16 protein-coding genes are annotated in these 19,807 nt (G+C 58.8%); 3 read left to right on the top strand and 13 right to left on the bottom strand.

Going from position 1 to position 19,807, the window contains the following annotated elements; genetic code table 11:
* Positions 1-39 precede the first annotated feature (39 nt).
* From ACTRWH_RS02730 to folE, 4 genes are read right to left on the bottom strand one after another with little or no spacing between them, the layout of a single operon-like run.
* Positions 40-1,347: an HD domain-containing phosphohydrolase gene (locus ACTRWH_RS02730; RefSeq protein ID WP_462825849.1), complete on the bottom strand. Its 1,308-nt coding sequence runs from the start codon at positions 1,345-1,347 to the stop codon at positions 40-42.
* A 52-nt stretch (positions 1,348-1,399) separates the two neighbouring features.
* Positions 1,400-1,813: a CoA-binding protein gene (locus ACTRWH_RS02725; protein WP_036211423.1), complete on the bottom strand. Its 414-nt coding sequence runs from the start codon at positions 1,811-1,813 to the stop codon at positions 1,400-1,402.
* Positions 1,814-1,827: 14 nt separating this feature from the next.
* Positions 1,828-2,208, bottom strand: a complete 381-nt coding sequence (gene folX, locus ACTRWH_RS02720) for a dihydroneopterin triphosphate 2'-epimerase (protein ID WP_036211420.1) — start codon at positions 2,206-2,208, stop codon at positions 1,828-1,830.
* A gap of 26 nt (positions 2,209-2,234) precedes the next feature.
* Positions 2,235-2,801 carry a GTP cyclohydrolase I FolE gene (gene folE / locus ACTRWH_RS02715; protein ID WP_075194694.1) on the bottom strand — a complete coding sequence of 189 codons (567 nt, stop codon included), beginning with the start codon at positions 2,799-2,801 and terminating at the stop codon, positions 2,235-2,237.
* Positions 2,802-2,995: 194 nt separating this feature from the next.
* On the opposite strand from folE, the gene ACTRWH_RS02710 reads away from it, so the two are divergent.
* A complete protein-coding gene (locus ACTRWH_RS02710; RefSeq protein ID WP_462825846.1) occupies positions 2,996-3,910 on the top strand; it encodes an alpha/beta fold hydrolase in 915 nt (304 codons plus the stop codon).
* A gap of 11 nt (positions 3,911-3,921) precedes the next feature.
* On the opposite strand, the gene ACTRWH_RS02705 is transcribed toward ACTRWH_RS02710, so the two are convergent.
* Complete coding sequence (locus tag ACTRWH_RS02705) at positions 3,922-5,025, bottom strand: GGDEF domain-containing protein (protein ID WP_051947084.1); 1,104 nt, start codon at positions 5,023-5,025, stop codon at positions 3,922-3,924.
* A 142-nt stretch (positions 5,026-5,167) separates the two neighbouring features.
* Here ACTRWH_RS02705 and ACTRWH_RS02700 point away from each other — a divergent pair, with 142 nt between their 5' ends.
* Both ACTRWH_RS02700 and ACTRWH_RS02695 read left to right on the top strand, forming a co-directional pair.
* Positions 5,168-6,262 carry a patatin-like phospholipase family protein gene (locus ACTRWH_RS02700; protein WP_036211410.1) on the top strand — a complete coding sequence of 365 codons (1,095 nt, stop codon included), beginning with the start codon at positions 5,168-5,170 and terminating at the stop codon, positions 6,260-6,262.
* A 69-nt stretch (positions 6,263-6,331) separates the two neighbouring features.
* Positions 6,332-6,589 (top strand): CDGSH iron-sulfur domain-containing protein, encoded by a 258-nt coding sequence (locus ACTRWH_RS02695; protein ID WP_036211407.1) that lies wholly within the window; start codon positions 6,332-6,334, stop codon positions 6,587-6,589.
* Here the strand turns inward: ACTRWH_RS02695 and ACTRWH_RS02690 are convergent.
* The 8 genes from ACTRWH_RS02690 to ACTRWH_RS02655 all read right to left on the bottom strand — a co-directional run bounded on the left by ACTRWH_RS02690 (position 6,577) and on the right by ACTRWH_RS02655 (position 19,802).
* Positions 6,577-7,575 carry a PAS domain-containing protein gene (locus tag ACTRWH_RS02690; RefSeq protein WP_051947083.1) on the bottom strand — a complete coding sequence of 333 codons (999 nt, stop codon included), beginning with the start codon at positions 7,573-7,575 and terminating at the stop codon, positions 6,577-6,579. The genes ACTRWH_RS02695 and ACTRWH_RS02690 overlap by 13 nt on opposite strands.
* Positions 7,576-7,714: 139 nt before the next feature.
* On the bottom strand, positions 7,715-8,527 hold the full coding sequence (locus ACTRWH_RS02685; protein ID WP_036211404.1) for an iron chelate uptake ABC transporter family permease subunit: 813 nt from the start codon (positions 8,525-8,527) through the stop codon (positions 7,715-7,717).
* Positions 8,514-9,290, bottom strand: a complete 777-nt coding sequence (gene znuC, locus ACTRWH_RS02680; protein ID WP_036211401.1) for a zinc ABC transporter ATP-binding protein ZnuC — start codon at positions 9,288-9,290, stop codon at positions 8,514-8,516. Before znuC ends, ACTRWH_RS02685 begins: the two co-directional genes overlap by 14 nt.
* The gene (locus ACTRWH_RS02675) at positions 9,283-9,774 is read right to left on the bottom strand and encodes a Fur family transcriptional regulator (RefSeq protein WP_036211398.1); all 492 of its coding nucleotides are present in this window, start codon (positions 9,772-9,774) and stop codon (positions 9,283-9,285) included. The genes znuC and ACTRWH_RS02675 overlap by 8 nt, the downstream gene beginning before the upstream one ends.
* 77 nt (positions 9,775-9,851) lie before the next feature.
* A complete protein-coding gene (locus ACTRWH_RS02670) occupies positions 9,852-10,313 on the bottom strand; it encodes a chemotaxis protein CheW (protein WP_036211395.1) in 462 nt (153 codons plus the stop codon).
* Between the two features lie 11 nt (positions 10,314-10,324).
* Positions 10,325-11,377, bottom strand: coding sequence for a chemotaxis protein CheB (locus tag ACTRWH_RS02665; protein WP_462825845.1), 1,053 nt, complete (start codon positions 11,375-11,377; stop codon positions 10,325-10,327).
* Positions 11,377-18,891, bottom strand: coding sequence for an Hpt domain-containing protein (locus ACTRWH_RS02660; RefSeq protein WP_462825844.1), 7,515 nt, complete (start codon positions 18,889-18,891; stop codon positions 11,377-11,379). Before ACTRWH_RS02660 ends, ACTRWH_RS02665 begins: the two co-directional genes overlap by 1 nt.
* An 11-nt stretch (positions 18,892-18,902) precedes the next feature.
* On the bottom strand, positions 18,903-19,802 hold the full coding sequence (locus ACTRWH_RS02655) for a CheR family methyltransferase (protein WP_036211386.1): 900 nt from the start codon (positions 19,800-19,802) through the stop codon (positions 18,903-18,905).
* Between the last annotated feature and the right edge of the window lie 5 nt (positions 19,803-19,807).

The raw sequence follows: 19,807 nt of genomic DNA, 5'->3' as shown, positions 1-19,807 counted from the left end.
ATGAGGTGAGTGACTAACATATCGGCCGTATTCATCTAATTATGAGGGATAAACGCTATGATCTGTTACCAATTGCTGAATCCTTCCCTTCAGTGAAATTCCGAAAGCACCATCCGGCAACGGATGGTGAATCGCCTGCTGCTCATCGGTAGTCGGGTTTGCCAGGTCAACGATTCGGGGAGGGACCGGCTTTTTGTTGGCATCCATCAGTATCTCAATCCTCGGTTTCAGTTTTTTACCTGGATGCACCGTTACGATCAGCGCTACTTCTCCGCTATTGAGCTCCACCAGTGTTCCGGGAGGATAGATGCCCACCATGCGAATAAAGGCTTCCACCATGTCAGCATCGAACTGGCGGCCCCGATTGCGGTACAGCACGCGGATGGCATCAGACGCCGGAATTCCGTCTCGGTAACAGCGGTCACTGGTCATGGCGTCGAAGGCGTCAACAATGGAGACCAGTCTCGCAAAGCGGCTGATCTGCCAGTCCTCCAGTTGCTGCGGATAGCCGCGGCCATCCATGCGCTCATGGTGGTGACGGGTCACGTCCCCGATAATCGGATCCAGCTTCGGGTCAGAGCTCAGCAGCTCATAGCCGAACGTCGTGTGCTGTTGCATGATCGCATATTCAGCCGGGCTCAGAGCGCCAGGTTTATTAAGAATTTCGTCAGGAACCTTAAGCTTGCCCAGGTCGTGAAGCAGTCCGCACATACCGGCAATTTCCAGGTCCTCGTCGGGCAGGCCCAGAAAGCGTGCGAAGGCAACGGTAAAGATGGCCACCCGCAAACAGTGTTCCGCGGTATAGGCGTCGCGGGACTTGATGCGGCTCATCCAGAACATTGCACTGGCGTTGGCTTTGATACTTTCCACGCATTCCCGGATAACCGGGCGGGCGTCTTGCAGGTTCAGGTCATTGCCCCGTTCAATGGCAAGGGTGATCTGTTCCACGAATGCCTGGGTCTTGCCCCATACCTGGTTGGCGCGGGGGATCTCTTCCGCGAGGGAGCGGGTTTCCGGAAGTGGGGTAGCCGTGCGCTGTTTGTGACTGGTGACCCTTGCCAGGGCCTCAGCCAACACTTGCTCGTCGCCTTCAACCAGCGCCCATTCGCAGTACTGACGGAGTATGCGAGCCTGGTGGTCGTTCTCAAGAGTGAAACCCTGGAACAGTACGGGCACTTCGATCCAGGGTCGGTCCAGCTTGACGATGCGCATGCCGTAAGTCAGCAGATCGACGGGCAGACGGACGCGCTCAACTCTGGTTTGGGCGTCAGGGTCAAGCAAACCTGCCTGCGAACGGGCAATCGGTTTTCGTGAAGGTGGTGCGCTGGTTTTACGTCGGAACCACATGGCTCTGCCAGTCTTCTGATTGTCTGGCTAGATTATGGCAGAAGTGCTGTCTTCAGAACAGGCGGGGGATTTCCTGCTTGGGACACCGGTCCATGACCACTGATATGCCAGCGTTTTCCGCTCTTCGGGCCCCGGTTTCGTTGATCACACCAATCTGCATCCAGACAACCGGAATGCCCTTTTCAATGGCGGCATCGATAACAGGGTCGGTGTGGTTCGGTGCAAGGAACAGGTCGGCCATGTCGATTGTCCCGGGAACGGATGCAAGATCAGCGTAGACGGTTTCGCCCAATAGCGTCTTGCCAGCCAGCCGCGGGTTTACAGGGATTACCCGGTAGCCACGTCCCTGCAGGTAGGCCATTACTTCATGGCTGGGGCGGTGGGGTTTGTCACTGGCGCCCACGAGCGCAATCGTGCGGACGGTTTCCAGAATTTCGCGCAGTTGTTCAGGACTGTTTCGGGACATGCGATATCAACTCTTCAGGAATCCCGGTGTGCCTCAAGGCGAACGGACACCGACTCGGCATAGCGTAGCGCATGGGGTTTGTCGATTTCCACTGCCGCCCAGTGAACCGCTTCGTGCTCCATGACAATACTGAGCACCTCGTGGGTCAGCCGTTCCAGCAGGGCAAAACGGTTGCCGTCCACGTGGCCGATGATCTGCTTGGTAATGGTGCGGTAGTTCAGCGCCGCGCGAATGTCATTCTCGTTGATGGCGGCCGCCGCATCATAGGTCAGGCAGACGTTGATCAGAACATCCTGCTGGTTGTTGATCTCTTCTTCCTTGATGCCGATATAGGCGCGCAGCAGCAAATCCTTGATGCGTACGGTTGCCTGGTGATTTCCGGTCACTGCAGTCATCTGGCCTCCTGGTCAACAATGGATGTTCAGCGATCCCGAATCAGGGTCAGGAACTCAGTGCGCGTGGCTTGCGACCTGCGGAACTGGCCCAGCATCATCGAGGTTTTCATGCGGGAATTCTGCTTTTCAACGCCACGCATCATCATGCACATGTGTTGGGCTTCAATAACCACAGCCACGCCCTTGGCGCCGGTCACCGCCTCAATGGCCTCGGCGATTTCGCGAGTCAGGTTTTCCTGGATCTGCAACCGGCGAGCGTACATGTCGACGATACGGGCAAACTTGGACAGGCCCAGCACCTTGCCATTGGGCAGGTAGGCAATGTGACATTTTCCGATGAACGGCAACATGTGATGCTCGCACATGCTGTACAGCTCAATGTCCTGAACCACGACCATTTCGTCCATGGCGGACTCGAAAACCGCGTTATTGACCAATGTATCCAGGCTTTGCTTGTAACCCTGCGTCAGGAACTGCATAGCCTTGGCTGCCCGTATGGGGGTGTCCTGAAGTCCCTCGCGATCAGGGTTTTCGCCCAGGCCTGCAATGATCTGCTGAAAATGGCTGGCCAGGTCGTCGAGCTTGTTGGTCATAGTCGCTTCCGGTTAAATGAATCAGTTCAGGGCGAAAGCTTAAGGGAATTTGCCCGCGCCCTCCAGATTTACGACCACACAGGGCGAAAAGACCACCCCGGAACGCTCTGGTTCGCAAATTGTCGGACCAGATCTGGCAGGGGCGGTTGGTTTGATTTAGAGTTTCAGTCTCAGGCTGGTTTCAGGAAACCGCAATGGAACAGGTAATACCGGGAGTTCGGGGTGCCGCCCCCGGCGCAGGGAATGCGACACTGGAATGGTGGCAACAGGAGGGCAAGTGGTTTTCCTATGGCGGCCACGCGATCTTCAGCAGAATGGCGGGCCAGGGCGATCCCGTGGTTTTGCTGCATGGCTTTCCGACGGCCAGCTGGGACTGGAGCCGGCTGTGGCCAATGCTGCAGCAGCATCACAGCTTGTTCACCCTCGACATGCTGGGCTTTGGCTTTTCCGATAAGCCGGCACTGTACGACTACAGCATCGAAGACCAGGCCGACATGTTCGAGGGCTGGATCGCCGGTCTGGGATTGAAGACAGTCAGTCTGTTGGCCCACGATTATGGCGGCAGCGTGGCCCAGGAACTGTTGGCCAGGGATCAGGAAGGGTTGCTGCCTTTCTCCATCGCCCGGGTCGGCTTTCTCAACGGCGCCCTGTTTCCGGAAGTCCACAGTCCACTGTTAATTCAGAAGCTCCTGGGCAGCCCTCTCGGTGGCCTGATCAGTCGCGGTCTCACCCGTCGTACCTTCGAACGCAACTTCCGGCGTCTGTTTGGCCCGGAGACCCCGCCGTCACGGAAAGATATGGATGACTTCTGGTACCTGTTGACCTACAACAATGGCCGCGGAATTCTGCATAACCTGATTCACTTCATGGAAGAGCGCCGTTGCCATCGTAACCGCTGGGTGGGTGCCTTACAGAAGGCAGAACAGCCAATGAGGCTGATCTCGGGTGTGGCGGACCCGGTGTCCGGTTCCGCTATGGCCAGACGTTACCGGGAGCTGGTGCCGAACGCGGACGTGGTGAGCCTTCGCAACGTCGGTCACTACCCTCATTTCGAATCTACCGGTGAGGTGTATCGGGCGTGGCGGGACTTCTGCAAGCAGTCGGAGTAAGGCCCGAGGTGCTACAGGTCGTTGGCCAACGCTTTGTCTTCAGTATCTTCGGGTGGTTGCTCGTGCGGTCTCCTGGCGGCGCTGACTACTTGGTTACGGCCTCTCGCCTTGGCTTCGTAGAGTGCCTGATCCGCCCGGTTCAGCCAGACCGACCAGGTTTCACCCTTGCCGACTTCCGCCACACTCGCGCTGGCTGTGATCTGTATCCCTTCTACGAACGGGCGGGCACTGATGCTGGTCAGCAATTCCCGCGCGACTTTGTCAGCATCCTTCTGGCGGGTTTCCGGTAGTACCAGCATGAATTCCTCACCGCCAATACGGAACAGACGGTCGCTCTCTCTCAGCCGCCTGCCAATCCGCAGTGTCAGCTCCTGTAGCACCTTGTCACCGGCCAGGTGGCCCCAACGATCGTTGATCATCTTGAAGTAATCCAGATCCAGCAATATGAGACTGGACACTCGCTCGTATCGCTCACGCATCTGGATTTGGCCGTTGAGAATATCCGCCAATTGCGAGCGGTTGAGGCAGCCGGTCAGGGGATCGGTGGTGGCCAGGCGAGTCAGCTCGACCTGCAGGCGGCCCACCAGCCAGGCAAAGATCATCACGAACAGGCAGGTCAGGCCGAGGGAAAAGGTGATACGCCAGAAATCCGCTTCTGGAAACGTAATAAACGACACAACGGACATGCTGACTACAAACACGATATTGCTGGCGGTGGCCTCCTTCAACGGAAGCAAAAAAAACAGTGCGGCGGCGGCCGGGTATGCCCAGTACAGCCCGGCGTGGCCATTGATCAGGGTGGAGTACACCGCGCAGACCACTGCCAATGTCGGGAACAGGCGCCCCTGGAGAAAATAGACACCGCGGAATCGAAGGAATGCAATAACGGCCACTGCATTCAGGCAGAACAGAATAAGAAGCGATGCCAGCAGAACATTGCCTTTTTGCCATTGCACCATCACCAGCGGAGCGACGGCAATAAAAGCCCAGAAATGCAGGTGATAGACGATCTGACGCTTAAAACCAATCACGGCCAGGGTGGGGTTGGTGGCCAGGTTGTCTGTAGTGGCAAGAGGATTCACAGCACACTCCCGCTGTTTGTGGTGGGCCCGCATTCCTTGATCCGGGCTTTTGCAAAGTCTAGCACGGCCTTCACGGGAAGGTAGTTGGTTTTACACCTTTCAACGGGCGAGAATCGCGCTCTGGCTGCCGGGAGCCCAGTTCGCTAAACTGGCGGGCTCGGAACAAGGAGCCGTTATGAGCGCAGTACACACCCGTTCTCCCGCATTGACCATACGCGCCGGCCGCCGTGCTTTTGAGCGGTTGCGGGAGCAACCGTTTGCGGCGGGCGACGTGCACGTCATCCCTGGCGCAGCGGGTGGCCCGAAGGCGTTGGGCATTTCCGGCCTGGATAAAGCCATCTTTGGGGACTTTCTGCCCAGGGCGCCACAGGAGCGCTCGCTGATTGGCTCTTCCATTGGCAGTTGGCGATTTGCAGCGGTGGCCTCGACGGATGACCCCAAGGCGCAGCTGGCCCGGCTGGCGGACCTCTACACATCCCAGCGCTTCGCCAAAGGCGTCAGCATGGCGGAAGTCAGCCGCAAGAGTGTGTTGTTTCTGGAAGAACTGCTGGGGGGCCATGAAGACCACATTCTCAATCATCCCTGGTACCGCCTGAACGTTGTTGTGGTTCGCAGCCGCGGCATGCTGGAGCACGATACCAGGGGGCGCCTCAGTCTGGGCCTGATGAATGCCATCAGTGCCAACATGGTCAGCCGCCGACATCTGGGCCGGTTCATGGAGCGGGGCATCATCCATGATGCGCGAGTGAAAGCACCCCTGGCCAAGCTGGTGGATTTTCCCAGCCATGAAGTGCCATTGAGCCGCGATAACCTGATGTCAGCGCTGCTTGCGTCTGCGTCCATACCCATGGTGATGTCCGGTGTCCGCAACATTCCCGGCGCTCCTGATGGGTTATATCGGGACGGGGGCCTGTTGGATTACCATCTTGACCTGCCGTACGAACAGCCCGGGGTGATCCTCTATCCCCACTTCACCGATAAGGTGGTTCCGGGCTGGTTCGACAAAACCCTGCCCTGGCGTCGCGGCGATGCCACCCGGCTGCAGGATGTACTGTTGGTGTCACCCTCCCCGGAATATCTGGAATCCCTGCCAGACCGGAAACTGCCAGACCGGAAGGACTTCGAGCGCTACATCGGAGACGACGCTGGCCGCGAGCGCGCGTGGCGCAAGGCGATTGCCGAAAGCGACCGGTTGGGTGACGAGTTCATGGAATTGGTGGAATCCGGGCGTCTGAAGGACGTCATTCGACCTCTGGATGGGAAGCGCTGAGCGCAGGCAATACGCTCCGCTTTGACTATACTGCCCTTGGATACAAAAGAATAAAGCAGGGGCTGACCAATGACTGATGAGAAGCCGGAAATTCCCAGAACCACGCCGTGTTCAGTGCTGGTCGAGGGCGGCAAGAACTACTTCTGGTGCGCCTGTGGCCGCAGTAACAGCCAGCCATTCTGTGACGGCTCCCACAAGGGAACAGGATTTACGCCGGTTAAATACACGGCTGAAAAGAAAGAATGGGTGTGGTTCTGCGGCTGCAAGCACACCGGCAACCCGCCGTTGTGCGACGGCACCCACAAAACCCTGGATCAGGGTGCCTGAATACCGGGCTGGAGGCTTAGCCGGTAACCGCTGAAACCGTGTAGCGTATCCTGCAATGCCAGTACTCTCAGCGTAACAGAGACTTGGCGATCATCGGCATCCAACAGCTTGAGGTCGATACGCTGTATTTGTCGCTCCTGGCGGGACGCCTGTAGGGTCCTGAGGAAGTTTTCCACGTAGGTGGGGTCGACCAATTGCTCGAATGGGGTGCCGGCCAGGTCCGCCGGTGCCTTATTCAGAAGCTCCACCACCTGGGGTGAAATGTATCCGGTCAGTGCCTTTTCATCCAGCTCACAGATCGTTGCGCCGGAAAGGGCGACCAGGTCCCGGCTGCGTTGTTCGCTGTCATTCAATGCCTGCCGCAGGATCGATTTTTCAACCTGCATGTTGTTCAGTTGCTGTTCGTACCCGTGGGATACTTTTTCGGCGTTTCGGTAGTGGCTTTGCCACCGGCGGATGCGCAGGCACAGGAAAACCACGACCACCGTCGCCAGCACCGTCATCGCCAGCCCCGCAAGCCAGATAAAACGGAAGGAACGGCGGGCAGGTTGAGACAGGAATCCGGAATCCGGCAGTGTGGTTACCAGCCAGCGATGATCTCCAATTTCGACTTCAGAGCGCAGGGACTGGGAACGATCCGGGCTTTCTGCGCGAATGGCCTGGAACAAGGGGGTTTTGGTATGCCGCTCCAGGGTGTCCACGCGCAAATTGAGCATACCGGGTACCGCATCCTTGAACACAGTGGCAAGCCATAGCTCTGCGGGCGCTACGTTATTAATGGTTCTGGCTGGTGCGACTCCATCTGTATAGAGCGGCGGAAGCTCGTCATACCCACGTAGGCGGGCGACAAGCGCATTGTGCTGCTTGCGGTATACCTGCTCAGCGAGTGACCGTGATTGTTCCTCAAGCGCCTGCGCGGTCAGGCCGGTAACAACAAGGCCGGCAAACAATACCAGCAGGGGCGCCCACAGGTGTGGCAGCGCCATAGCGTGTCCTGTCCCTGTCAATCTGGGGCTTTCCATAGGTTGATCCATAACCGGTGGCGAACGTGTAGGGAACTTCCTGCTCTTATACTTTAGACCACTGCTCGTGCCCTGGGAAACTTTGCTCAGGAATCCATCGCTGTCAGGTCTGGACCTGCCGTGCCGAACCGTATACCAGCAGGAATACGGCAAAACCCGTCACCACCACCGAGGGGCCGGCCGGTGTGTCCAGGTGCCAGGACATCGTAAGTCCACCACTGACGGCGATAAAACCGAACAGGATGGCCAGCCCCACCATATGTTCGGGGTTGCCGGCCAATCTTCTGGCGGTGGCTGCCGGAATGATCAGTAATGCGGTAATCAGCAGGACTCCGACAATCTTCATGGCCACTGCGATCACGATGGAAAACATCAGCATCAGCACCAGCCGCAGACGTTCAACCGGTACGCCCTCAACCCGCGCCAGTTCCTCGTGAATGGTGCTCATCAGAAGACCGCGCCAGAGTACAGTCAGTAACGCCAGAATCAGGACGGCACCGCCGTATATCCACAACAGGTCGTTTCGGCTCATGGCCAGCAGGTCCCCGAACAGCAGGCCGGTCAGGTCCACTCGAATGTCGGGCATGAAGCTGAGTGTGACCAGGCCGATGGCCAGGGCACTATGGGCGAGGATACCCAGCAGGGTATCGGTGGCCAGAGTCTTGCTGCGAGAGAACAGCACCAGGGCAATCGCCAGCACCACGCAGGTCACGATAACCCCCACATTCAGCGGAACACTGATCAGAAAACTCAGGGCAATGCCCAGCAATGCCGAGTGCGCCAGGGTGTCGCCGAAATAGGCCATCCGCCGCCACACCACGAAGCAGCCCAGCGGACCGGCGATCAGGGCTACACCGAGACCGCCAATCAGCGCCCGCCAGAAAAAGTCGCCGAGCACGGCATCAATGATGGGCATGGGAGCACTCCGCGTGGTCATCGTGGTCGGCGGACACCACATCGCCATGCAGATCGTGGCTGTGGTTGTGGTGGTGATGGTATACCGCGAGACTTTCCGCTACCGGACGACCGAAGGTTTCGATAAAGGCGGGATCGTGGGAGATATCCGCCGGATACCCGCTGCAGCAGACGTGCTGGTTCAGGCAGATAACCTTGTCGGTGGCGGCCATGACCAAATGCAGATCATGGGAGATCATGATCACACCGCAGTTCAGTTCGTCCCGCAGGCTACGGATCAGCTCATAGAGCGAGGCCTGGCCATTGATGTCCACGCCTTGGGCCGGTTCGTCCAGAACCAGTAGATCTGGCCTGCGAGCCAGCGCCCTCGCGAGCAGCAATCGCTGTTTTTCGCCACCGGACAATCGATGAACCGAGGCGTCGAGCAAATGTTCCACACCGGTCTTGGTCAGCGCTTCAACGCACTCCTGGTGTGATCGGCCACTGAGCAGCATGAACCGCTTTACGCTGAGTGGCAGTGTCGTTTCCAGTGTCAGGTGCTGGGGCACGTAACCGATGGTGAGCCCGGGCGCGATAGTCAGGGCACCGCCCGAGACCGGCTGGATACCCAGTATAGCCTTGATCAGTGTGGTTTTTCCGGCACCATTGGGGCCGATAATGGTGATGATATCCCCGCGCTGGACTCGCAGATCCACACGGTCCACCACGGGGCGGTCATCGAAGTTGACGGTTAATCGGTTCAGCTCTACCAATGCATCAGTCATGGGCAGTGTCCGATTTACAGCCGGGGCAAATGCCGGATACCTCGATGGTCATGTTGTCTGGCTGGAAAGCCTCGTCCGCCGCGGCACTCTGGACCGCATCGGATACGCCGGGCGCCGTCAGTTCCAGCACGTTGCCGCAACAACGGCAGATCAGGAACAACCCATGGTGGTTCTTATCCGTGTGAGTGCAGCCGACGAATGCGTTCAGTGACGCAATCCGGTGAACAAGTCCGTGCTGCTGCAGAAAATCCAGTGCACGGTACACCGTGGGGGGCGCCGCATTGTGACCATCCGCAGCCAGCACGGCAAGCACGTCGTAGGCGCCAAGTGGCTTGTGGGATTGCCAGATCAGTTCCAGCACCCGCTCACGGGTGGGTGTCAGGCGGGCATTGTGCTGCTGACAGATAGTTCGGGCCTCTGTCAGCGCCTGGGCAACACAGGCGTCATGATTGTGCGGTCGATAGGGAAGAGCGCTGGGTGACATGGGCACTGTCCTGTAGAATTTGCAACATTATAACATTAGCAAAAGACAGTGCCAGGTGTGATGATCACCGGTGAGCGCTAGCGGGAGGCCTCCAGTGCCAATGACTCAAGGTAGCCGAGGTCGGGAATAAAGGCGGTTTCGCCTTCGACTTCAACCGCCATCAGGTCGGCAGGGCCGGTGTCGCCGTCAACCTTCTTCAACTGATCTTCGGTCAGACGTGTCTGGCTGGGGATGCCCTGGGTGACCAGCGCCATAAAGGGGACCGAGTTATGGTGATCACCGATGGTGTTCAGTATGACGATTCGGCCACGATTGCCACCGGGCACGGTCAGTTTGCCGCCATTCGCGGCATCGTAGGAGATCACCGGCAGGTTCAGGCCCCGCCAATCAAGCTCGCCCACCAGCCACTCCGGTGAATGCGCAGCGGGGTCGGAGCTGGCGAAGTCCACCACTTCCGCAATCGACACGTTAGGCAGCAGCAATTGCTTCTCGCTCATCGGTATCATGACGCAGGGCAGGGTTTGGCTGTTATCGTTCATCACTCATTTCCTCAGGCGGAATCCCGTTTTTGCCGGCCCTTGAGCAGGCAGGATTCTTCAATCGTTTTGACGAGTTCGCGGGCGAGCTGTTCCGGTGTACCACAGTATACGGAACACCCGGTTGCTGCCACGGAATCCGGCATGGAACTGTTACCGCAGCTGCCGCTCTCCTGGACCCATATGCGGCTACCATAGGCTTTCAGCAATGGCGCGGCAATGGCACCATCGTTGCCCATACCGGAAAAGATGATGGCATGGCATCGGGCACCGTAATGGTCGCCGATGTTCAGCAGTACCTGGTCAATGGAGGGGCCATAGGGGCCGGGCCAGGGTGTTTCCCTTTCCCTGAGTGCACCGCTGTCGTCCAGAGTCCACTCTCGCTCCACCGGCATCAGCACAACATCGCCATTGTGAACACGATACCCGGTTTCAGCCCGTTTGAGCTGGTAGTGGGCGTGACGGCCCAGCACGCGAGTCAGCACGTCGGTGAAATTGTTGTCGATGTGTTGGGCATAGATAAAACCCACTGGTAATCCGGGCGGCAGGCTGTCCAGAAAGGTTTTCACCGCGGCCGGGCCGCCCAGTGACGCCCCCAGAATCCAGACCTCTTCCGCCGGCAGGTCCGCTGAGGCCGGCTGGATCCAGTGAGGCAGTTTGAGAGAGGTTTCCGATTGCGGTTGTTCGGTGGCCAGCTCTTCAATAGCGGCCGCGGAATCCAGCTTTTCCAGGTGCCCGAGGGACTGCTCCAGCTTGTCCAGCAACCGGCGTTCCCAGCGGAAGTACTCCGTGGTGCCCGGTTTTGGGGCCGGGTCGAGACCAAACAGTACGGGGGCTTCGGTGTTCTCCAACAGGTGGTCAAACAGCACTGGGTGATCGGCTTCGTCTTCCAGGGTAATCAACCACAGGCTGGCTTCCGGGAATTCAGGGTAGCCCTGCAGGCGATCCGGGTCTCCGGAAAAGCAAACGTCCAGGCCGAACCTGGACGAGGCTTCCTGCAGGCGATGACGCTGCAGGACGATATCCGAGACGATACCAACCGCTGGCCGTCCTGGCTGGCCGGTCATCACTGATTCCTGGTCAGCCGCGTGATGGTGTCAAGCAGCTCGGTTTCCTGGAAAGGCTTGCCGAGGTATTCATTGACGCCAATGGCCAGCGCTCGCTCACGGTGTTTCTCACCGGTTCGGGAGGTAATCATGCAGATCGGCGTGTCCCGCAGGTTGTCATCGTGGCGCACAAAGCTCGCAACCTCGAAGCCGTCCATTCGGGGCATCTCGATATCCAGCAGGATAATATCCGGCTTGTGATCCTGTAGCTGTGCGACCGCATCCAGGCCGTCTTTGGCCGTGATCACTTCCATGCCATTACGCTCCAGCAGGCGGGACGTTACCTTGCGCACTGTTACCGAGTCATCCACCACCATCACCACGGTGGACTGCTCCTCACGGCGGGAGGCTTCCTTCGCATTCTCAAGGTTCGCCAGGCGCTGGCGCTCGGAGAGAATATCGGAACGGATCATGGCCGGCAGATCGAGAATCACCACCACGTTACCGTCACCCAGAATGGTGGCACCGGACACACCCCTGACCGTACTGAACTGCGGTCCGAGCGATTTAACCACGATTTCGCGACTACCCATCAGGCTGTCCACCTGCAGGGCCATGGGCTGTTCGGCACCCCGCACCAGGATAACCGGTAACGGCAGGGCCTGACCCTGCAGCTTGGGATGGTGATCACTGTTCAGCAGGCTGCCGAGATACTGCAGGCGGTACTGCTGTCCTGCGTATTCGTACATCGGTGCGTCGGGCTTGTAGTATTCCTCAAGCTCGTAGGTACTGACCCGAACGATGCCCTCAATGGTGTTCAACGGAATGGCGTAGAAGTCCTCGCCGGTAGACACCATCAATGCCCGGTTGACCGATACGGTGAAGGGCAGGCGAACGGTAAAGACGGTGCCCTTGCCAACGGTGGAGTCGATGTCCAGGCTGCCACCTAGCTGCTTGATCTCGCTGGCAACCACATCCATGCCTACGCCGCGGCCGGAAATCTGGGTAACGGCCTGGGCGGTGGAGAAACCGGGTTGCAGGATGAACTGCAGGATTTCTCGTTCGCTCAGGTCCTCGTCCTTGGCCATCATGCCCTGGCGAATGGCCTTGTCGCGAATGACCTGGGCGGGAATACCCGCGCCATCGTCGATCATCCGCAACACCACGTCACCACCTTCGCGGGTCAGCGACAGCGTCACTTCGCCGGTCTCCGGCTTGCCGTTCTTCTTGCGGTCGGCCGGCTTTTCGATGCCGTGGTCCAGTGCGTTACGCAGCATGTGCTCCAGCGGCGCGATCATGCGCTCGAGGATGTTGCGGTCCATTTCCCCTTCCGGGTTGCGGACATCGAACTCAACTTTCTTGCTGAGCTCGCCGCTGATCTGACGGACAATCCGGCGCAGCCTGGGCACCATGGAGGCAAACGGAATCATCCGGGTCTTCATCAGACCTTCCTGGAGTTCCGTGTTGATCCGCGATTGTTGTACCAGCAGGGTCTCGGTGTCCCTAACCCGGTCGGACAGGGTTTCCCTCAGATCCGCAAGGTCCGACGATGACTCCGTCAGGGCCCGTGACAGCTGCTGGATGGCGGAATAGCGGTCCATCTCAAGCGGGTCGAAGTCGTCGCCGTAATCCGGGCCGTGCTCTTTCTCTGCGCGGAACAGGATCTGGGTCTCGGTTTCGATTTCCATCCGGCGAAGCTGCTCGCGCAGACGCTCGATGGTGGCGGCCATTTCGTCCAGGTTGTGGCTGAAATCGCTGGTTTGCTGTTCCAGTCGACCACGGGTAATACTGGTTTCACCGGCCAGGTTAACCAATTCGTCCAGCAGCGGCGCGGAGACCCGGATGGTTTCCTGGGGCGCACGCTGGGCGGCAGCCGCTTTCGCGGGCGTCTTGGACGGAACCTTGTTGGGTTTGGGCGCGGGTACGACCGGTTTTTCCGGTTTGGCAAGCGCTTCCGTCGCCGGCTCCTGGGTCTTCGGCAATTTCTCTGTTTTTGCGTCCGGTTTGGCGGGCTCTGGAACAGCGCCTGTGTCTTCAAACCGCTTACGGATATCTCCCACCAGCGCCACAATTGCGTCGTGGTCATTGGTGATGGCCTGCCAGGCCTCGTCGCCCGGGGTATTACCGCCCAGGTCGATCAGCCGCGTTTCCAGCGCGTGGGCCTGGTCGCCCAGCTCGACAAGCTGCGACAGCCGCGCACCACCTTTAAGGGTATGGAGGGCGCGCTGGGCTTCCTGGTTAAAGTGGTGGTTAGCCGGGTCCTTACGCCAGTCATCCAGTAACTGCTCCAACTGGTCGAGGATCTCGCCGGCCTCTTCCAGGAAAATCTCCAGGACTTCGGCATCGACGGTTTCACCGTCTGCAGAGGGTTCAGCCTGAGTGGCGGGCGCGGACAGCTCGTCACCGGAGACTTTGTGGGCGTCGTTCAGTGCTTCAACCAACACCATGTCCGCAGTGGGCTTGTTGCCCTCTTCCAGGCTGGTGAGCATGGTTTTCAGTGTGCCATGCGCTTTTTCACTGAGTTCCAACAGGATTGACTGATTGCTGGAACCGGCGATCAGAGGGTCCAGGGCATCAGACCAGGCCTCGGCCAGATCGGCAATCGGGTCGACATCGGACAGACGAGCGCCACCCTTGAGGGTATGCAGCTCCTGCTGCAACTGGGTAACGCCAGCCAGTTCTTCAGGCTCGTCGCGCCACTGGGCCAGGCATTCGCCAATGGCTTCGTGAATCTCCAGGCCTTCGTCGAGGAAGATGCCAACCAGGTCATCGTCGGAGGCCTTTGCAATAGCCTCTGTGACGGATGCCGGTTGTTCGTCGGCTGTGGGTGCCTCGTCGACGGGTTCCGGTTCTTCCGCTGGGTCTTCAGGTTCCGCGGATGGTATTGGCTTGCCAGAGAGGATGGCTTCAACCTTGGCCACCAGTTCTGTTGCCGGCGGGCAGGGTTTCTGGGTGGCAACCTGTTCAACCATTTGCGCCAATCGGTCGTGGCAGGCAAACAACAGATCGTTCATGTCGCTGCTGGCGTTCAGTTGGCCTTCGGCGACTTTCTCGAACAAATCTTCAAGTACGTGGGTCAGGTCGCCAATGGCATCGACGCCCGCCATCCGGGCACCGCCTTTGAGCGTGTGCACATCGCGTTGCAGCTCTGCCGCCACATCGCGATTGTTGGGGTCTTCACTCCAGGTATGTAACGCGCTGCCTGTGGAGTTGATCAGGTCGTAGGCTTCTTCCAGGAAGATGCCGATCAGTTCCGGATCCAGGTGAGACAGATCGGTGGCGTGTTCCTCTTCAGGTTCCTCCACCGTGGTTTCTGGCTCTTCGGTATCATCCTCTTCCAATTCGGCCAGCGGAATCTCGTCATCATCTTCCGATTCAGCGTCCTGCTTTCTGACATCGGTCACTGGCCTGGAGCCCGTGGCGCTGTCCATGTAGGCGTGGATTTCACTGATCAGGTCCGGCGCCGGGCGCGGTGGCTCCTGTTGCTCAAGGGCATCGACCATACCTGCCAGTCGATCATGGCAGCGGAACAGCAGGTCGGAAAGCTCACCGGTAACGGCAAGCCGTTGCTCGGTCAGTCCTTCAAACAGGTTCTCCAGCTCATGGGAAAGATCGCCCACCGGTTGGATATCCGCCAGGCGAGCGCCGCCCTTGAGGGTATGCAGGTCCCGTTGTAGAAGGCGTAAAAGATCCAGGTTTTCGGTGTTGTCGCTCCAGCTCTGCAAGGCATCGGCGGTGCTGTCGATCAGGTCCCGGGCTTCCTCAAGGAAGATCTCCGCGAGTTCCTGGTCCATGTCTTCATCGGTGTCCGCCAACGGTGGCTGCTCGCCATCGGGTTCCGGGGCATCTTCCGCCTCGGCTTCCAGGCTGCGATCGATCTCTTCCAGATCCCCGGTGAACTCCTGCTCAAACGCATCCGGCTCATTGTCTGCGGGCGTCGCGGGAGCGAGGGTGTCCAGCTCGGCAATCAGATCGGCATTGGCCTCGGTGGCCAGTCCGGCCGCGACCTGATCCATCATGTTGATCAGGTGTTCATGGCCTGCACGCACACTGTCGTAGAAAGGCGAATCGGGAACAAAATCGGGGTTTGAGGCACGCTCGTAAACCTGTCTCAGAGCACCTGACAGCTCAGCAACATCGGCCAATCCGGCGTCCTGTGCGCCCTCAGTGAGCAGGTGCAGCTCCTTGCGCAGGGTGTCCAGGGCGGAGGTTGCTTCGGGATTTTCCGACCACTCATCAAGAATCCGGTCGGCATCCAGCAGGATATCCAGACCTTCGTTCAGGAACAGCTGAACCAGTTGCGGTCGTGCGCTTTCTTGCGGTTCATCGGTTCGGGAGCCATCGCCACGCAGGGTGGCATTGCTGACCTGCTCCAGTTTTGCCAGGAAGGTTTCGGTGCCCGGCAGGTCCGCCTGGGGATTCTCCCGAATTTGGCCAAGGCCCTGGGTCAGGAAATGACAGGTATCGCCAATCAGGCTTATAACGTCGCGATCGGCCCGTTTGTTTTGTGCCCGGGCTTCCTTGACGAAGCGTTCCAGGGGCGTGATCACCGCGGCAATAGGTGCGATACCGGCGGTGTGTGCGCTGCCTTTGAGGGTATGAAGCGCGCGAGACAGGTCATCGGTATAAGCAACGCTCGCTTTGTCGCCTGCGGCATCGAGGAAATCCCGCAGGGTTTGCAAGTGGGTTTCGGTTTCACTTTCGAAAATGTCCAGCAGCACTGGGTCGACGACGGTGTCGTCTTCCTCTTCCGCTGCTGTCAATTCTGGCTCGGCTTCTCCGTTCGTCGCTCCTGACTGTGGCTCAGACGGAGGCATGGTGCTGGCATCGGGAATTTCACCGTTTGCCAGGGCGTTGGCGCGTGCTTCCATGCTCGATGTGTCGCGGGAAGGGGGCTGGCGTTTCTCGAAATCGTCAACCAATTCCGGCAGGGCCGCGGTAACGTCTTCCAGCAGCGCCGCAATGTCGTCGTTCATGAAAATGCTGCCGTCAATCACGCGGTTCAGCATGTTCTCAACAGACCAGGCCAGTTCGCCGACAACCAGCGCACCCACCATCCGACCACTTCCCTTCAGGGTATGGAAAGCGCGCCGGACTTCCGAGAGCGCCGTGCGGTCGTCGTGCTGACGTAGCAACATGGGCAGGTATTCGCGAACGGTATCCAGTACCTCACCGGCTTCCTCGATAAAGATCTCGAGAATTTCATCGTCGATAAGGTCATCGTCAAACTCAACCTCAGCTGCGGACGGTTGCCCGGTACTGACAGCTTCGCCGTCGTTGCCACTGTCGATAGCGGGTGGCTCATCATCCGCTGAACCGCCGTCTTCCGATGCGGTGTCGATGTCAGTTTTTCGCGTGGTAGACAGAGCTTCAGCGCGTTCAATCAGCTCTCCAACCTCGCCATCGGCCTGTCCGTCACGGAAGTCGTTGATCAGCGCAGGTATTCGACTGTTGACGTCATCGATCAGGCTGAACATGTCATCGGTGGGTCGTAGCGTCTGGTCGATCACCCGGTTGAGCAGGTTTTCCACAGACCATGCCAGTTCACCGATGCTGGTTGCGCCCACGAGCCGGCCACTGCCCTTGAGGGTGTGGAACGCGCGGCGGACTTCAGTCAGTGCGTCGCGATCGTCGTGGTTTTGGCGCAGGCGAGGATAGAATTCATTGATGGTTTCCAGGACTTCTTCGGCTTCCTCAATGAAAATGCCGAGGATCTCATCATCCAGCAGTTCTTTATCGGAGCTCTTGGATTCGGCTTCTACCGATTCGACGGGTACTTCCGAATCAATAACCGGCACGTCGTCAGCTGTTGGATGCTGCCAGGTAGGCTCCTCGCCAACCGGGAAGCCCAGGGAGTTCAGGCTGGCCTCGGCAACCCCGAGTACGCTCTCATTGTCGCTGATGCCCTCGGCGAGCCGCTCCAGATAGTACTCAATACTGGTAATAGCGTCGGCCAGCGTGTCGAGCTGTTTCCAGTCGGGAACCTGCTTGCCCCCCAGCAGTACGTCGGTGATGTAACGTTCGGCGGAGGCGAGCATGTCGGCCACGCGGTCAAGGGGAATCAGGCTCAGGCCACCACGGATGCTGTGCAGGAGGCCGGGGACGTGTTCGATTTCACCGGTTTCCCATTGGGAAGCGATGAAATTGACGATGGCCGTTTTTACCTGCTCCAGCGTATTGCGGGACTCCCGCAGCAAAGCGCTGCTGGCTTCACCCAGTTCGCGGGAGCCAAGGTTGATGGTTTGGGTGTCGTCGCCGGTGGCATCCGATTCCGACTGTCGGTCACTGTCCAGGCCAGCCAGACTGGCTTCGACGTAGAGCAGAGCGCCGGCAATATCCATCAGGGTGCCGTCATCCACCGAGTCAGACTGGTTGGCCAGCTTCTCCACCAGTTCGATCTGTTCGGTAATGACCTTGCGGGGTATGCCCAGGCCCAGCACCGCCAGGGTATTGGCGACCTGGCGCAGGCCCGGAAGCAGTTCTTCCAGTTCATCGTTCTGGCGTAGCTCGGAGCGCACAAACAGATCGAGCTGGTCTTTGAGTTTGGCCAATTCTTCGTTGAGGGCGCTGACCACCGAGTGGATGGCGTCACGCCCTGGGCCCGAAACCCGGTTCTTGGCGGCGTCCACATCATCGTCGGAAGGCAGTGCGTGATCGAGCCGGTAACTGTCGCGCAGTTCCCTCACGAGTGGTGTATCGAGATCGCGAGCACGAGCAACGTAGTAGAGCAGATGTTTCAGGAGAGCTTCTGGAACCGCCTGCTGCAGGATATCAATGTGCTCGTCTGTAAGACGGCGGATTTCGGCGTCCAGCTCGCGCAACAGGGACTTCACGGCTGTATTGACCGGGTTCGCATGCTGCTGGAGCGTTTCCACGAATGCTCCGGCTGCTTTCCAGAGTTCGCCCCGGGGCGTTTTCTGGCACAGGCGGATCAGCCGCTGGATCACCTTCTGCATGTAATCGAAATGGGCGTCCAGGTCGGCCTCGCGAATCACGCCAGCGAGGGCGAACTGATACATCTGGCGCAATTTGCGGATATGTCCAAGTACCTTCGGATCCTGAAGGCGCTGGGACACATTGGCGGCAGCCGTTGCCCGTGAGGGCGACAGGTCTGGCTTGAACAGCGATGTATCGGACAGCAGGGACTCACCCCGTGCAGCACGGAGATCGTTCAGCAATGGCAGTAGCACCATCGGGAAATCGTCTTTGCTACTGGCCAGGTGCTCCAGATACTGGGGCAGTTGCAGGATGGCCTGCATCAGCACATCGACGGCATCGTCCACACTGGCGACGGTTTCGTTCAGGACCGCCTGGGTCAGTTTCTCCATTTCCTCGGTCAGCAGGGCCGCGCCGTAAAGCTCGACCATCTGCAGGGTACCGTGAACCTGGTGGAGATAGTTCAGGCAGAAGCGCAGGCGCGCGGTGTCGTCACGATTCTCGACATACGCTTCCAGTGCGTGCTGACCCTGGGTCAACGTGTCCTGTATTTCGCCCCGAACCCAGTCCAGGGCGATGCTGTCATGGTGATTGCCCATAACCACTCCGGTTATTCTTCGTCAGTCTGGCGTTTGATCCACGCCAGCACATGTTCCGAGGGTACCCTCTGTAAGCCAGGGGGCTGCCAGTCGGTCAACTCTCCCTGGCCCAGGACCAGCAACCCCCCGGGCGCCAGCCGCTCTGCAAGCCTTTTCACGATTTCCCGCCGGCGCCAGCGCCGGAAATAAATCAGCAGGTTCTGGCAGAAGATAATATTCATTCCATGCATCGGAGCGTGTTTCAGATCCAGCACATTCAGTCTGGTGAAACACACCCGCTCCCGGATGCTTTCTATAATCTCGACGTTGTTCCGTTCCGCCGGCCGGAAATACCGGGCTTTCATGGCGTCATCCATTCCCATCAGCTTGCGGGCACTGAACAGGCCGGACTGGGCCTTGTCGATGGCCGGTTTACTGATATCGGAGCCGGTAACGCCAAACAATGGTTGTAGCGACAACCCCTCCATACTCTCATTCAGCAGCATGGCCAGCGTGTAGGGTTCCTCGCCGGTGGAACATCCCACACTCCAGGCCTCCAGAGGGCGCCGTTTCAGCGTCTCCCGGGGCCGGGTAAGCACATAGTCAGACACCAGCCGGAAGGCATCCGGATCCCGGAAGAACCGGGTTTCCTGAACCGTCAGACGATCCACCAGGGTGGACCATTCAACGACAGCGTCCGGGCCGGATACGATCTTCTCGTAATAGGCCTGATAACTACTGCAACCAATCTCCCGCATGCGAATCCCGAGGTTGGTCTCGAGAAACGATTTGCGCCCGGAAGACAGGGTAATGCCGGTACGATGTTCAAGCAGCGTCTGCCACTGGTTGAACTGCGCCTCGTCCATATCGGGAAGTCGGCGCAGTGACCAGATGCCTTCGGCAGGTGACAGATGGTTGCGTGTTTCAGCCATAAACT

This window comes from Marinobacter sp. G5_S1_61_S3, from assembly GCF_054968585.1.
The sequence above is the reverse complement of the archived record's forward strand: the minus strand, read 5'-3'. Positions and strand labels throughout refer to the sequence as shown.